This window comes from Nonomuraea sp. NPDC004702, assembly GCF_053601695.1.
The window spans coordinates 24,592-38,493 of record NZ_JBSGCE010000058.1 but is presented as its reverse complement, the minus strand read 5'-3'; the positions used below and the strand labels follow the sequence as shown (position 1 = coordinate 38,493).

Below are 13,902 nucleotides of genomic sequence, written 5' to 3'. Positions count from 1 at the left end.
ATCACTTGCACAGGTGGCATGCATCGCACCACACCCTCTGGACAGCGGCAAGACCCAGGCGGGAAACAGTCGGGGCGGTCACGTAGAGTGATCGTCCAGGTGCCGTACGTGTCTCGGGGGGGTGGGCATGAGCAAGGGCGGAAGGACCTTCTTCGGGCATCCGTGGGGGCTGGCGACCCTGTTCTCCACGGAGATGTGGGAACGCTTCAGCTGGTACGGCCTGCGGGCGATCCTGGCCACGTTCATGGCGGCCTCGCCGGCCCACAAGGGCCTCGGCATGTCGCAGGAGACCGCGCAGGCGGTGGTCGGCGTCTACGGGGCGCTGATCTACCTGGTGGCGCTGCCCGGCGGCTGGATGGCCGACCGCGTGCTGGGGGCGCGCAGGTCGGTGTTCTGGGGCGGGTTCGTCATCATGCTGGGCCACATCAGCATGGCGATCCCGGTGACGACGTCGTTCTTCGTCTGGCTGGGGCTGCTGCTCATCATCAGCGGCACGGGCCTGCTCAAGCCGAACATCTCGGTCATGGTCGGCCGCCTGTACGGCGAGGACGAGGACGGCCGCCGCGACGCCGGCTTCTCCCTGTTCTACCTGGGCATCAACCTGGGCGCCTTCTTCGCGCCCCTCGTCGTCGGCTGGCTGGCCGACGGCGACCGCTGGCACCTGGGCTTCAGCGCCGCCGCCGTCGGCATGGCGCTCGGCCTGCTGCAGTACGTCTGGGGCGGCCGGAACCTGCGCGGCGTCGGGGAGCGTCCCGGCGTCCGGCTGACGCCGCCCGAGCGCCGCCGGTTCGGCCGGGTGGCCGGGGCGGGCGTGGCGGTGACCGCGCTCGCGCTCGGCGCGTGGGCGGCCACGGGCACGCTCACCATCGACCGCCTGGCGCTGGCGATCACGATCGTCATCCTGATCGTGCCGGTGGTGTACTTCGCCTACATCCTGCTGGGCAGCCACAGCCTCACCGACGAGGAGCGCAGCCGGATGAAGGCCTACATCTGGCTGTTCGTCGCGGCGGCGATCTTCTGGATGATCTACGACCTGGCGCCGAGCAAGCTGCTGTTCTTCGCCGCCGACCACACCCGGCTGGAGCTGTTCGGGGTGCCGATCCAGGCGGCGACGACGCAGTCGTTCAACCCGCTGTTCATCATGATCTTCGTGCCGGTGTTCGCGGCGTTGTGGGTCAAGCTCGGGGTGCGGGTGAGCACGCCGCAGAAGTTCGGGTTCGCGCTGGTCATGGTGGGGCTGAGCTTCGTGGTGATGGCGATCGCCGCCGGGCTGGCGACCGGCGGGCGGGTGTCGGTGTGGTGGCTGGTGCTGGTCTACCTGATCCAGGTGTTCGGCGAGCTGTCGCTGAGCCCGGTCGGGCTGTCGGTCACGACGAAGCTGGCGCCGGAGGCGTTCAAGGGGCAGATGCTGGGGATCTGGTTCATCGCGGTGTCGGTGGGCGACGCGGTGGGCGGCCAGACGGGGCGGCTCACCCGGTACCTGTCCGACCCGATGTACTACCTGGTCCTGGCGATCATGGCGATCGCGGCCGGGGTGGCGATGTTCCTGTTCACGCGGAAACTGCGGGTGCTCATGGCCGAGCACTACCATGCGGCGGCCATGCCGCCGATCCGGTAAAAACATCCAACGTGTCTGAAATTCTCGACCTTGTCGGTATTTTTGTCTTCGCACTGACCGGTGCGCTCATGGGTGTGCGCAAGCGGCTCGACGTGGTCGGGATGGGCGTCCTGGCCGAGATGACCGCGCTCGGCGGCGGCCTGGTCCGCGATCTCATTCTCAACGTGCGGCCGGCCGCCTTCCAGAGCCTGGGTTACGTGCTGGTGCCGGTGGCCGCCACGGTGATCGTCTTCTTCTGGCATCCGCACGTGGCCCGCGTGATGCCGGTCATCCTCGTGCTCGACGCGGCCGGCCTCGGCCTGTTCGCGGCCGTCGGCACCGAGAAGGCCCTGGAGTACGGCCTCAGCCCGCTGCACGCCACCATCCTCGGCGTCACGACGGCCGTCGGCGGCGGCGTGATCCGCGACGTGCTGGCCGGCGAGATCCCCACGCTGCTGTACGACCGCCAGCTCTACGCGGTGCCCGCCCTGCTGGGCTCGGCCGTGATGGCGGGCCTGTCCACGGCCGGGCTGCACGGCTGGCCGGCCACGCTGGCCGCCGCGCTGCTGGCCTTCGGCCTGCGCATCACCGCGATGCGCCGCAACTGGCGGGCGCCCCTGGCCAAGGGCGCCGAGGAGCACTCCTAGCCCCCACACCACGCGCGAGCAGCCCCCGCACGACGCACGGGCGAGCCGCTCACACCATCGGCACGAGCGAGTCGGGGTGGCGGCGGGCGCCGGTGGGGCCCTGAACGCGGGCGCGGGCGATGCGGGCGACGGCGTCGGCCACCGTCTCGGGCGGCAGGGTGAACGGCAGCCGCAGGTAGCCCTCCAGCGTGCCTTCCAGGCCGAACCAGGGCCCGGGGGCCAGGCGCACGCCGTGGGAGACGGCGGCGTCGGCGAGCGTGGTGGAGGTGTCGCCGTTGAGCCGCACCCACAGCGTGCCGCCGCCGCGCGGCAGCGTGTACGTCCACTCCGGCAGGTGCCGGGCCAGCGCGGCGGTCAGCGCGTCCCGCGAGGCGCGCAGGCCGCGCAGGCGTTCGGCGCGGGTCTGCGCCATCCGCTCGAACAGGCGGGCGGTGACCAGCTGCTCCATGACCGGGCTGGAGATGTCGACGACCGCGCGGTGCCGGGCCAGCCGGCGGGCCAGGGCGGCCGTGGTGCGGATCCAGCCGATGCGCAGGCCGCCCCACCACAGCTTGGACGCCGACCCGATGCTGATCACCCGGCTGTCGGTGTCGAAGGCGGCCATCGGCGCGGTGCGCGGCACGTCGTCCAGGGCCAGCTCGCTCCAGGTCTCGTCGACCAGCAGGATGACGTCGTTGCGACGGGCCGCGCCGACGACGGCGGCGCGGGTGGCGTCGTCCATGAGGGCGCCGGTGGGGTTGTGGAAGTCGGGCATGAGGTAGGCCAGGCGGGCGGCCGACTGCCGCATCGTGGCGGCCATCAGGTCGGGCTGCCAGCCCTCGTGCGAGATGCCGAAGGGCACGATCCGGGCGCCGTGCTGGCGGGCCACGTCGATGGCGTGCGGGTAGGTCGGCGACTCGACCATGACGGGGTCGCCGGGGCCGATCAGCAGCCCGGCCACGAGCTGGATGGCGTGCTGGGAGCCGGTGGTGACGACGATCTGGTCCGGCCGGGTGGCCAGGCCGCGCTCGGTGTAGCGGGCGGCGACGCGCTCGCGCAGGACCGGCAGGCCCATGGGGTCGTAGCCGTTGCCCATGCCGTACCTGGGCAGGTCGTCCAGGGCCTCGGCCATGGCCTCGCGCAGCGCGGACGGCGCGGGCGGGGCGGCGCAGTGGAGCTGGATCAGGCCGTCGTCGCCGGTGGACAGCCAGGGGTTCTCGCGGGTGGTGGCCGGGTCGGGCAGGGTGGTCCAGCTTCCCGAGCCCTGCCTGCTGTCCAGGTAGCCGCGCTCGCGCAGCAGGTCGTAGGCCGAGGTGACGGTGGTGCGGCTGACGCCCAGGGTCTCGGCCAGGTGGCGCTCCGCGGGCATGCGCACGCGTACGGGGATCTGGCCGTCCATGATGAGCGCGCGCACGCCGTCGGCCAGGGCGCGGTAGTACGGCCGCGCGGCCGGATCGACGTCGACCAGCCGCGCCACCTGCGTAGCCGACAAATGCCTCATAAGGCCACTTTCCACGATTGGCCCTGTTTCGGCAACCAGTTGGCCTGCCACCATAGGGCCATCATGAGCGAAGCAACCGTCCCCCGCCTGAGTTCCCTCCCCTCCCGCCTCCTGCGCCTCTACGGCGGCCTGGCCCTGTACGGCGCCGGCATCGGGCTGCAGGTGGAGTCGGGCCTCGGCAACGACCCCTGGGACGTCTTCCACCAGGGCCTGGCCCTGCGCCTGGACGTGTCCATCGGCACCGTCATCATCGGCGTCGGCGCCCTGGTGATGCTGCTGTGGATCCCGCTGCGCCAGCGGCCCGGCCTCGGCACGATCAGCAACGTGGTGTTCCTCGGCCTGTTCGCCGACGCGGCGATCCTGCTGCTGCCCACGCCGTCCCACCTGGCCGTCCAGGCGCTGTACGTGGCGCTCGGCGTGGTCGCGATCGCGCTGGCCACCGTGCTCTACATCGGGGCGGGCATGGGCCCGGGGCCGCGCGACGGCGTCATGACCGGCCTGATGCGGCTCGGCCTGTCCGTCCGGCTGGCCCGCTTCCTCATCGAGCTCACCGTGCTGGCCGTGGGCTGGCTGCTCGGCGGCAGCGTCGGCGTCGGGACGCTGGTCTTCGCCCTCGCCATCGGCCCGCTGACCCAGCTGTTCACCCGCTGGTTCCCCTTGTCGTGATCCCGCGCCGGGCCCGTCCTGACGCGACAGGCCCGGCCCGGCGCGGGATCGCCCGCGCGCGAGTAGCGTCTTCGGCATGCGGATTGAGGACTACGCGCTGATCGGAGACATGCAGTCGGCCGCACTGGTGGCGAGGGACGGTTCCATCGACTGGCTCTGCCTGCCCAGGTTCGACTCCCCCTCGTGCTTCGCGGCCCTGCTCGGCAGCGAGCGCAACGGCCACTGGTGGCTGGGGCCGGCGGCCCGGCGGCCGGCCACCCGGCGCCGGTACCGGCCCGACACGCTCATCCTGGAGAGCGAGTGGGACACCCCGACCGGCACGGTCCGGGTGATCGACTTCATGCCCCCGCGCGACCGGAACCCCGACGTCGTGCGCATCGTCGAGGGGGTCTCGGGCAGCGTCGAGGTCTCCACCCAGCTGCGGGTGCGCTTCGACTACGGGCGCATCGTGCCGTGGGTGCGCCGGACGAACGGCCACCTCCAGGCCGTCGGCGGCCCCGACTCGGCGTGGCTGCACTCCCCCGTCCCGCTCAAGGGCGGCGACTACGCCCACCGGGCCACGTTCACCGTCAACGCGGGCGACCGGCTGCCGTTCGTGTTCACCTGGCACCCCTCCCACGAGCCGATGCCGCCGCGCATCGACGCCGAGGAGCAGCTCGCCGAGACCGAGACGATGTGGACCGAGTGGGTCGGCAAGTGCGCCTACCAGGGCCCCTACCGGGAGGCGGTGACCCGGTCGCTGATCACGCTGAAGGGGCTGACGTACGCGCCGACCGGCGGCATCGTGGCCGCGCCCACCACGTCCCTGCCCGAGGACATCGGCGGCGTGCGCAACTGGGACTACCGGTTCTGCTGGCTGCGCGACGCCACGATGACGCTCGACGCGCTGATCAGCTCGGGCTACCTCGACGAGGCCGCCGACTGGCGGTCCTGGCTGCTGCGCACCATCGCCGGGCGGCCCCAGGACCTGCAGATCATGTACGGCGTCGCCGGCGAGCGCCGCCTGCCCGAGCTGCGCCTCGACTGGCTGGACGGCTACGAGGGCTCCCGCCCGGTCCGCATCGGCAACGAGGCGGTCCAGCAGCTCCAGCTCGACGTCTACGGCGAGGTGATGAACTGCCTGTACGTCTCCCGCACCCGCGGCCTGGCCGCCGACGAGCGCGCCTGGTCGATCCAGCGCCAGCTCCTCGACTACGTGGAGGAGCACTGGGACGAGCCCGACGAGGGCCTGTGGGAGGTGCGCGGCCCGCGCCGGCACTTCGTGCACTCGAAGGTGATGTGCTGGGTCGCCCTCGACCGGGCCGTCAAGTACGTCGAGAGCTTCGGCCGCACCGGCCCGGTCGACAGGTGGCGCGTGCTGCGCGACACGATCCACGCCGAGATCTGCGACAAGGGCTTCGACCCCCACCGCAACACCTTCACCCAGTCGTACGGGTCGTCGGAGCTGGACGCGGCGCTGCTGATGATCCCGGTCGTGGGCTTCCTGCCGCCCGACGACCCCCGCGTGACCGGCACGGTGGCGGCGATCGAGAAGGAGCTCATGTCCGACGGGTTCGTCCTGCGTTATCCGCTGGCCGCCGACAACGACGTCGACGGCCTGCCCGGCGGTGAGGGCGCTTTCCTGGCGTGCAGCTTCTGGCTGGTGGAGGTGATGGCGATGCAGGGCCGCCAGGAGGAGGCCCGGGAGCTGTTCGAACGCCTGCTGGAGCTGCGCAACGACGTCGGGCTGCTGGCCGAGGAGTACGACCCGCGCTACGGGCGGCTGGTGGGCAACTTCCCGCAGGCGTTCAGCCACGTGCCCCTGATCCACGCCGCCCGCGCGCTGTCGCGGGCCTGACCCGGCGGGAACGGGCTTCCCGCACCGCGCCGGGTGGGACACCGGCGGGAACGGGTTTCCTCCACCTCGCGGAGTGGGACAAGACCTCGCATGGGTGAGGAATGGGACCTGGCGGTCGTGGGCGCGGGACCGGCGGGCTCGGCGGCGGCGCTGCGGGCCGTCCAGCTGCGGCCGGACCTGCGCGTGGTCCTGCTGGACCGGGCCGGTTTCCCCCGCGACAAGCCGTGCGGCGACGGCATCGCCGCGCACGGCCGCGACGAGCTGGCCCGGCTGGGCCTGCCGGACCTCATCGACGACTACCGGCCCACGCCCCGGCTGACCGTGGTCTCGCCGGGCGGGCTGCGCGTCTCGGCCGAGGCGGCCCGGCCCAACCACGTGGTGCCGCGCCGGGTGTTCGACGCGCGGCTGGTGGCGGCGGCCGGGGCCAGGGGCGTCGAGGTGCGCCGCCACCGCGTCAGGGAGCTGGCCCACGACGGGTCCTGGGTCGTCCTGGACGGGCGGCTGCGGGCCCGCGCGGTGGTGGCGGCCGACGGGGCCTACTCGGCGGTGCGCCGGCTGATCGGGCTGCCCGCGGCGGGCGAGCGGCACACCGCCCTGGCCGTGCGCGGCTACGCCGACGTGCCCGAGGCCGACGACGTGCAGCTCATCGCGATGCAGCGGGCAGGCTGGCCGGCCTACGCGTGGTCGTTCCCGATCGGCGACGGCACCGCGAACGTCGGGTTCGGCATGCTGCTGCCCCGGCTGCGGGCGGCGGGGGCGCCGGGCCGCCAGGTGCTGCACGGCAGGCTGGCCGAGCTGCTGCCCGACCGGCCCGCGCGCGACCTGCGCGCCCATCACCTGCCGCTGTCGACCGGGCGGCCCGCGCCGGGCGCCGGGCGGGTGCTGCTCGCCGGGGACGCGGCGGGGCTGATCAACCCGCTGACCGGCGAGGGCATCTACTACGCGCTGCTGTCGGGACGGCTGGCGGCCGAGGCGGTGGTCGAGGCGGTGGGCGAAGCGGCAGGTGCGGCGGCGGGCGACCCCTTGGCGCGGTACCGGGCCAAGCTGCGCGGCGCGCTGGGGCGGCACCTGCGCACGACCGACGTGCTGGCCCGGCTGGCGCAGTCGCCGGGGTTCATCGACGCGGCCATCGCGACCGCCGCGCGCCGCAAGGAGGTGTTCGACCTGCTGGTGGAGGTCGGGCTCGGGGCCGGGACGGTGCCCGCGCCGCTGGCCCTGGCGGTGGGCCTGCGCTGGCTGCGCGGCGCGGCACGCCTGCACCACCGCGGTTGACCGAGGCTCAGACCGGCAGGACGGCACCATCGGCCCAGACCGTCAGGACGGCACCGTCGGCTCAGGCCGTCAGGGCGGCGCCGTTGGCGAGCAGCAGGAGCACGTCCACGGCCGCCACGGCGACGGCGGTGACGAACGGCGCCCGCGCGGACCGTCCGGCCAGCAGCGCTCCCCCGGCCGCGAGCAGCACCGCGGCCGCCATGGCCGCCCATCCCGCCACCCCGGGGCCGCCCGCGGGCCCGAGGACGAGCAGGCAGGTGGCGGCCACCAAGGGCACCGGCACCAGCAGCCGTACGCGCGCCGCCCCCAGCCGCTGCGGCCACCCGCGCACGCCCGTCGCCAGGTCGCCCTCGATGTCGGGCAGCACGTTGGCCAGGTGCGCGCCCACGCCCAGCAGCGCCGCCGCCGCGACCGCCCACCACGCCGGCCACGGCTCCCCGGGCAGCCCCAGCGTCACGAACGCCGGCAGCACCCCGAACCCGACGGCGTACGGCGCCCACGACAGGACGGTGGCCTTCAGGCCGAAGTCGTACCCCCAGGCCCCCAGCACGCCCGCCAGGTGCGCCAGCCCCGCCGTCCGGCCCGAGGCCAGCGAGAGCGGCACGCACAGGGCGAGGGCCGCCAGCGCGGCCACCCGCACGGCGGTCACGCTCACCGTGCCGTCGGCGGCCGGTTTGCCCGTGCGCCCCGCGGCGGCGTCGCGTCCGGCGTCGAGCGCGTCGTTGCACCAGCCGATCGACAACTGCCCGGCCAGCACGGCGGCGGCCACCAGGACGCACCCGGCCGGGTCCCGGCCCGCCGCCACGGCCAGCGCGGTGACCAGGGCGGTCACGGCCACGGTCGGGCCGGGATGGCAGGCCAGCGCCAGCGCGACGGCCGTACGGACCGGCCCGCCGCGCACGACGGCGGCGGCCGCGGGATCCGGGTCGGTCACACGGTGATCGTAGACCGGAAGATCCGGACCGAGAATTCCCACGCGCCGCGTATGGCTTAAATGACCATCCTTGCGGGAAGCGTGCGGGGAGTGGATGTTGTGGGCGACCTGTCGAGGGAGCACTGCATGACCCGAATCTCCGCAGTCCGTTGTGCGTTCCCTCCCCACCGCTACCCGCAGTCCGAGCTCACCGACATGGCCGCCCGCCTGTGCCTGCCCGACGGCGCCGACCGCCGCCTGCTGGACCGGCTGCACCGCAGCGCCCGCGTGGAGCACCGCAACCTCGCCCTGCCCATCGACCGCTACGAGAAGCTGAACGGCTTCGGCGCGGCCAACGACGCCTTCGTCTCCGTCGCGGTCGAGCTGGGGCTGGAGAGCGTGAAGGCCGCCCTGGACGCCGCCGAGCTGGAGCCGACCGACGTCGACCTGATCATGTTCACGTCGGTGACCGGCATCGCCGCGCCGTCCGTGGACGCCCGGCTGGCCGCCGCGCTCGGGCTGCGTCCCGACGTCAAGCGGGTGCCGGTCTTCGGCCTGGGCTGCGTGGCGGGCGCGGCGGGCATCGCCAGGCTGCACGACTACCTGCGCGGCTGGCCGGACCACGTGGCCGTGCTGCTGTCGGTGGAGCTGTGCTCGCTGACCCTGCAGCGCGGCGACTCCTCGCCCGCGAACCTGGTCGCCAGCGCGCTGTTCGGCGACGGCGCGGCGGCCGTGGTCGCCAGCGGCGGCGGGCGGGGCGCGGCCGGGCCCGCCGCCGGGCCTGCGGTCGTCGCCACCCGCAGCCACCTGTATCCCGGCTCGGAGCACGTCATGGGCTGGCAGGTGGGCGACACCGGGTTCCGGGTCATGCTGGACGCCAGCGTCCCCGCCGTGGTGCGCCGCTACCTGGCCGACGACGTGCACGGGTTCCTGGCCGAGCACGGGATCACGCCCGGGGAGGTGACGGCGTGGGTGTGCCATCCGGGCGGGCCGAAGGTGCTGGAGGCGGTGTCGGAGGTGCTGGAGCTGCCCGTGGGCGCGCTCGACGTGACGTGGCGCTCGCTGGCGGCCAACGGCAACCTGTCGTCGTCCTCGGTCCTGCACGTGCTCGGCGACACCCTGGCCGGGGAGCCGCCCGCGCCGGGGAGCTGGGGGCTGGTCATCGCGATGGGTCCCGGTTTCTGCTCCGAGCTCGTGCTGCTGCGCTGGTAGTCCCCCGTCCCTGCGATCGGCTGGTGGTTGGCCTGTGACCTGGTATCTGGTGCTCATCGTGCTCGTCGGCCTGGAACGTCTGGCCGAGCTGGTCGTCGCCAGGCGGAACGCCGCGTGGAGCATGGCGCGCGGCGGCGTGGTGACCGGGCGGGGGCACTATCCGTGGATGGTGGCCCTGCACACCGGGCTGCTGGTGTGCGCGCCGCTGGAGGTGGCCCTGGCCGGGCGGCCGTTCGTGCCCGCGCTCGGCTGGCCGATGCTCGCGGTGGTCGTGGCGGCCCAGGCGCTGCGGTGGTGGTGCATCACCGCGCTCGGGCCGCGGTGGAACACGCAGGTGATCGTGGTGCCCGGGCTGCCGTTGGTGCGGCGGGGGCCGTACCGGCTGGCGTGGTTGCGGCACCCCAACTACGTGGCGGTGGCGGCCGAGGGGCTGGCGCTGCCGCTGGTGCACACGGCGTGGCTGACGGCGCTGGCCTTCACGCTGCTCAACGCCGCGCTGATGGTGGTGCGCATCCGCTGCGAGAACGCCGCGCTCGCCCTCGCGACCAGGGGGTGAGCCGGTGATCGACGTGCTCGTGGCGGGCGATCGGGAGGCGGGCCGGTGATCGACGTGCTGGTGGCGGATGGCCGGGAGGCGGGCCGGTGATCGACGTGCTGGTGGCGGATGGCCGGGAGGTGGGCCGGTGATCGACGTGCTGGTGGCGGGTGGGGGGCCGGCGGGGCTGGCCACGGCGATCCACGCGGCGCTGGCCGGGATGGAGGCGGTGGTCGTCGAGCCGCGGGCCGCGCCGGTGGACAAGGCGTGCGGCGAGGGCGTCATGCCGGGCGGGGTGGCCGCGCTGGCGGCGATGGGCGCACCGGTCGAGGGGCGGGGCTTCCGCGGCATCCACTACCTCGACGGGCGGCGGGAGGCGCGGGCCGCGTTCGCCGCCGGGCCGGGGCTCGGCGTCCGGCGCACGAGCCTGCACGCCGCGCTCTGGCAGCGGGCCGCCGAGCTGGGCGTCAAGACGGTCACCGGCCGGATCACCCGCGCCGACCAGGACCGCGACGGGGTGAGCGCGATCGGGCTGCGGGCCCGCTGGCTGGTGGCCGCCGACGGCCTGCACTCGCCGCTGCGCCGCTCGCTCGGCCTCGACCTGCCGGTACGCGGCCCCCGCCGGTACGGCCTGCGCAGGCACTACCGGATCGAGCCGTGGAGCGACTTCGTCGAGGTCCACTGGTCGGGGACGGGCGAGGCGTACGTCACGCCGGTCGGCGACGACCTGGTGGGCGTCGCGGTGCTCAGCTCGGCGCGGCGCGGCTTCGAGGAGCACCTGCGCGGCTTCCCCGGGCTGGCCCGCCGCCTGAGCGGCCCGGCCGTCACCCCGGTGCGCGGCGCGGGCCCGCTGCGCCAGGCGGTGCGCTCCCGCCGGGCCGGTCGCGTGCTGCTGGTCGGCGACGCCGCCGGTTACGTGGACGCGCTCACCGGCGAGGGCGTCTCGCTGGCCGTGCGCTCGGCGGAGCTGCTGGTCGGGTGCCTGGCGGCGGACCGTCCGCAGGACTACGACGGCGCGTGGCTGCGCCTGTCGCGCACGCACCGGCTGCTGACGGCGGCGCTGGTGCAGGCGGCCCGCCGTCCCGGCACGGCCCGCCTGGTGGTCCCGGCGGCGCGCCGGCTGCCCCGCCTGTTCGCCGGCGTGGTCCGCGTGCTGGCCTGAGCCTTCCCCGGCCCGCGGCCGGACGCCGATAATGAACCCCCACGGTCCCCGTCAAGGACGGTCGCCATGACAGACAAGCTCGTGCGGCAGGTGCTCGACCAGGTGGACGCCCCCGACCCGCGGGTCGGCGAGATCGTCTCCGCGCTGATCGCCCACCTGCACGCGTTCGTGGACGAGGTGCGTCCCACCGAGGCCGAGTGGCGGGCCGGGCTGGCCTTCCTCGCCGAGACCGGCAGGTGGTGCACGCCCGACCGCGACGAGTTCGTGCTGCTGTCGGACATGCTCGGCCTCACCTCCGCCGTGGACGACGTCAACCACGCCGGCCCGGACAACATGACGCCCTCCTCGGTCGAGGGCCCGTTCCACTCCCCCGCCCCCGGGCGCGAGCCCGGCGCGTGGATCAGCGAGGGGCCCGAACGCGGTCGCGGGACGCCGATGGTCGTGCACGGACGGGTGCTGTCCTGCGACGGCACGCCGCTGCCCGGCGCGACCGTGGACCTGTGGCAGGCGGCCGACGACGGCCTCTACGACAGCCAGGACGACGCCCAGCGGCCCGGCAACCTGCGCGGCCTGTTCACCGCCGACGAGGAGGGCCGCTACTGGTTCCGCACGATCCGCCCGAGCAGCTACCCGGTGCCTGCCGACGGCACCGCCGGCCGGCTGCTGCGCGCGATCGGACGGCACCCGATGCGCCCCGCCCACCTGCACTACCAGGTCACCGCGCCCGGCCACCGGCCGCTGACCACGCACGTGTTCCTGGCCGGCGACCCCTACCTGGGCTCGGACGCCGCGTTCGCGGTCAAGGAGGAGCTGGTGCGGCGGCCGGTCCCGCGTACCGGCGGCTGGGAGATGGACGGGCCGTACGAGGAGGTCGAGTTCGACCTCAGGCTGGTGCCGCTGGGGTGGACGCCGGGCCGGTGAGCCGCTCCGGGGGGCGCAGGCCGTCCATGATCAGGCCGAAGAGGTGGTCGCCGCGGGCGGCCAGCGAGGGGGCCTGGTCGGCGATCCAGCTCACCGCGCTGGCCAGCGCGAACAGGTCGAGCCCGGTCACGTCGGCGCGCACCTCGCCGGCGGCCTGGGCGCGTTCCAGCAGCCGTCCGCCCGCCTGGCGCATGGCGTGGCAGGAGGCGTGCAGCGGCGAGCCCTCGTCGTTGATCGTGGCCATCATCGAGGCGGCCAGCCCCCGGTAGGCGCCCGCGCCCGCGACGAACGAGCGCAGCCACTCCACCAGCGCCTCGTGCGGCGCGGCAGCGCCGGCCAGCGTCCTGGCGCGCTCGGCGAGCAGGTCGAAGCGCTGCCGCAGCAGCGCCTCCAGCAGCGCCTCCCTGGTCGGGAAGTGCCGGTAGAGGGTGCCCAGGCCGACCTCGGCGCGGCGCGCGACGTCGCGCAGGGACGCCTCCGTGCCCTGCTCCTCGATGACGGCGGCGGCCACGGCCAGGATGCGCTCCCGGTTGCGCTGGGCGTCCGCGCGCTGGTTCCGGGGTGTTGAGGTCATCCGATACCTTCCGGCGATTGACAAGCGGAGCAGTGCTCCAGTTATGATCCGGAACACTGCTCCGCATCATAGCGGCGCCCGTCTCCCCGAGGAGAATCGATGATGAAGGCCATCCGCGTGCACGAGACCGGCGGCCCCGAGGTCCTGCGTCTGGAGGAGGTGCCCCGGCCCGCGCCGGGGCCGGGCGAGGTCCTGGTGCGGGTGCGCGCCGCCGCGCTCAACCCGCCCGACTGGTACGCCCGCCGCGGGTTCGCCAACATTCCGCCGTCGATGCGGCCGGAGATCTCGCTGCCCTTCACCCCCGGCTCGGACGTGTCGGGCGTCGTGACGGCCGTCGGCCCCGGCGTCACCGAGTGGCGGGCGGGCGACGAGGTGTACGGCCTCGTCCGCTTCCCGCGCGTCGGCGACGAGGGCGGCAGGGGGTACGCCGAGTACACCACCGCCCCGGCCGGCCACCTGGCCCGCAAGCCCGCCTCGGTGGACCACGTCACCGCCGCCGCCGTGCCGATGGCCGGGCTCACCGCCTACCAGTACGTCCACGACGTCATCGGGCTGCGGCCCGGCAGCCGGGTCCTGGTCAACGGCGCGGCCGGCGGCGTCGGCCACTTCGTCGTCCAGCTCGCCGCGGACCTCGGCGCGTACGTCATCGGCGTCGCCTCCGGCCGGCACGAGGCGTTCCTGAAGGACCTGGGCGTGGCCGAGTTCGTCGACTACACCCGGGTCCGGCCGCAGGACGCGGTGCGCGACGTGGACTGCCTGATCGACACCGTGGGCGGCCCCGACGGCCACACGCTGCTGCCCATGCTCAAGGACGGCGGCACCCTCAGCCCGGTCTTCTTCGGCGACTACCACGACGAGGAGCTCGCCCGCCGCGGCATCGTGCGCCGCGGCGGCCAGGTGCACTCCGACGGGGCCCAGATGGCCGCGCTGGCCGAGCTGATCGACGCCGGGCGGCTGCGTGTCGGCGTCGACAGCGTCTTCCCGCTGGAGGAGGCCCCGAAGGCGCACGAACGCGCCGAGCGGGGCCACATCCAGGGGAAGATCGTCCTGCGCGTGGCCTGAGCGCGGCCCGCTCCAGCGGGCGGA

General features: G+C 74.4%; 13 protein-coding genes. 10 read left to right on the top strand and 3 right to left on the bottom strand.

Annotated elements, in window-relative coordinates:
- Nucleotides 1–127 precede the first annotated feature (127 nt).
- Both ACWEJ6_RS42545 and ACWEJ6_RS42540 read left to right on the top strand, forming a co-directional pair.
- Nucleotides 128–1,618 (top strand): peptide MFS transporter, encoded by a 1,491-nt coding sequence (locus ACWEJ6_RS42545; protein ID WP_452431235.1) that lies wholly within the window; start codon nt 128–130, stop codon nt 1,616–1,618.
- Between the two features lie 11 nt (nt 1,619–1,629).
- Complete coding sequence (locus tag ACWEJ6_RS42540) at nt 1,630–2,244, top strand: trimeric intracellular cation channel family protein (protein ID WP_352363435.1); 615 nt, start codon at nt 1,630–1,632, stop codon at nt 2,242–2,244.
- A gap of 49 nt (nt 2,245–2,293) precedes the next feature.
- Here the strand turns inward: ACWEJ6_RS42540 and yczR are convergent, their stop codons facing one another.
- Nucleotides 2,294–3,724, bottom strand: coding sequence for a MocR-like transcription factor YczR (yczR, locus tag ACWEJ6_RS42535; protein ID WP_452431234.1), 1,431 nt, complete (start codon nt 3,722–3,724; stop codon nt 2,294–2,296).
- A 63-nt stretch (nt 3,725–3,787) separates the two neighbouring features.
- Between yczR and yczE the strand changes: the two genes are divergently transcribed.
- The 3 genes from yczE to ACWEJ6_RS42520 all read left to right on the top strand — a co-directional run bounded on the left by yczE (nt 3,788) and on the right by ACWEJ6_RS42520 (nt 7,499).
- Nucleotides 3,788–4,390, top strand: a complete 603-nt coding sequence (yczE, locus tag ACWEJ6_RS42530) for a membrane protein YczE (protein WP_358302308.1) — start codon at nt 3,788–3,790, stop codon at nt 4,388–4,390.
- Nucleotides 4,391–4,466: 76 nt separating this feature from the next.
- Entirely contained in the window at nt 4,467–6,227 is a 1,761-nt protein-coding gene (locus ACWEJ6_RS42525; RefSeq protein ID WP_452431233.1) for a glycoside hydrolase family 15 protein, read from the top strand.
- 90 nt (nt 6,228–6,317) lie between these two features.
- A complete protein-coding gene (locus ACWEJ6_RS42520; RefSeq protein WP_452431232.1) occupies nt 6,318–7,499 on the top strand; it encodes an NAD(P)/FAD-dependent oxidoreductase in 1,182 nt (393 codons plus the stop codon).
- A gap of 61 nt (nt 7,500–7,560) precedes the next feature.
- Here the strand turns inward: ACWEJ6_RS42520 and ACWEJ6_RS42515 are convergent, their stop codons facing one another.
- Entirely contained in the window at nt 7,561–8,433 is an 873-nt protein-coding gene (locus ACWEJ6_RS42515) for a UbiA family prenyltransferase (RefSeq protein ID WP_452431231.1), read from the bottom strand.
- 126 nt (nt 8,434–8,559) lie between these two features.
- Here ACWEJ6_RS42515 and ACWEJ6_RS42510 point away from each other — a divergent pair, with 126 nt between their 5' ends.
- From ACWEJ6_RS42510 to ACWEJ6_RS42495, 4 genes are all read left to right on the top strand, one after another.
- The gene (locus ACWEJ6_RS42510) at nt 8,560–9,624 is read left to right on the top strand and encodes a type III polyketide synthase (RefSeq protein WP_452431230.1); all 1,065 of its coding nucleotides are present in this window, start codon (nt 8,560–8,562) and stop codon (nt 9,622–9,624) included.
- A gap of 34 nt (nt 9,625–9,658) precedes the next feature.
- A complete protein-coding gene (locus ACWEJ6_RS42505) occupies nt 9,659–10,180 on the top strand; it encodes an isoprenylcysteine carboxyl methyltransferase family protein (protein ID WP_452431229.1) in 522 nt (173 codons plus the stop codon).
- A gap of 127 nt (nt 10,181–10,307) precedes the next feature.
- On the top strand, nt 10,308–11,321 hold the full coding sequence (locus ACWEJ6_RS42500; RefSeq protein WP_358302325.1) for an NAD(P)/FAD-dependent oxidoreductase: 1,014 nt from the start codon (nt 10,308–10,310) through the stop codon (nt 11,319–11,321).
- Nucleotides 11,322–11,387: 66 nt separating this feature from the next.
- A complete protein-coding gene (locus ACWEJ6_RS42495; protein ID WP_452431228.1) occupies nt 11,388–12,242 on the top strand; it encodes a dioxygenase family protein in 855 nt (284 codons plus the stop codon).
- On the opposite strand, the gene ACWEJ6_RS42490 is transcribed toward ACWEJ6_RS42495, so the two are convergent.
- A complete protein-coding gene (locus tag ACWEJ6_RS42490) occupies nt 12,205–12,816 on the bottom strand; it encodes a TetR/AcrR family transcriptional regulator (protein ID WP_397158803.1) in 612 nt (203 codons plus the stop codon). The genes ACWEJ6_RS42495 and ACWEJ6_RS42490 overlap by 38 nt on opposite strands.
- Nucleotides 12,817–12,915: 99 nt before the next feature.
- Here ACWEJ6_RS42490 and ACWEJ6_RS42485 point away from each other — a divergent pair, with 99 nt between their 5' ends.
- Nucleotides 12,916–13,878 (top strand): NADP-dependent oxidoreductase, encoded by a 963-nt coding sequence (locus tag ACWEJ6_RS42485; RefSeq protein WP_452431227.1) that lies wholly within the window; start codon nt 12,916–12,918, stop codon nt 13,876–13,878.
- Nucleotides 13,879–13,902: the final 24 nt, after the last annotated feature.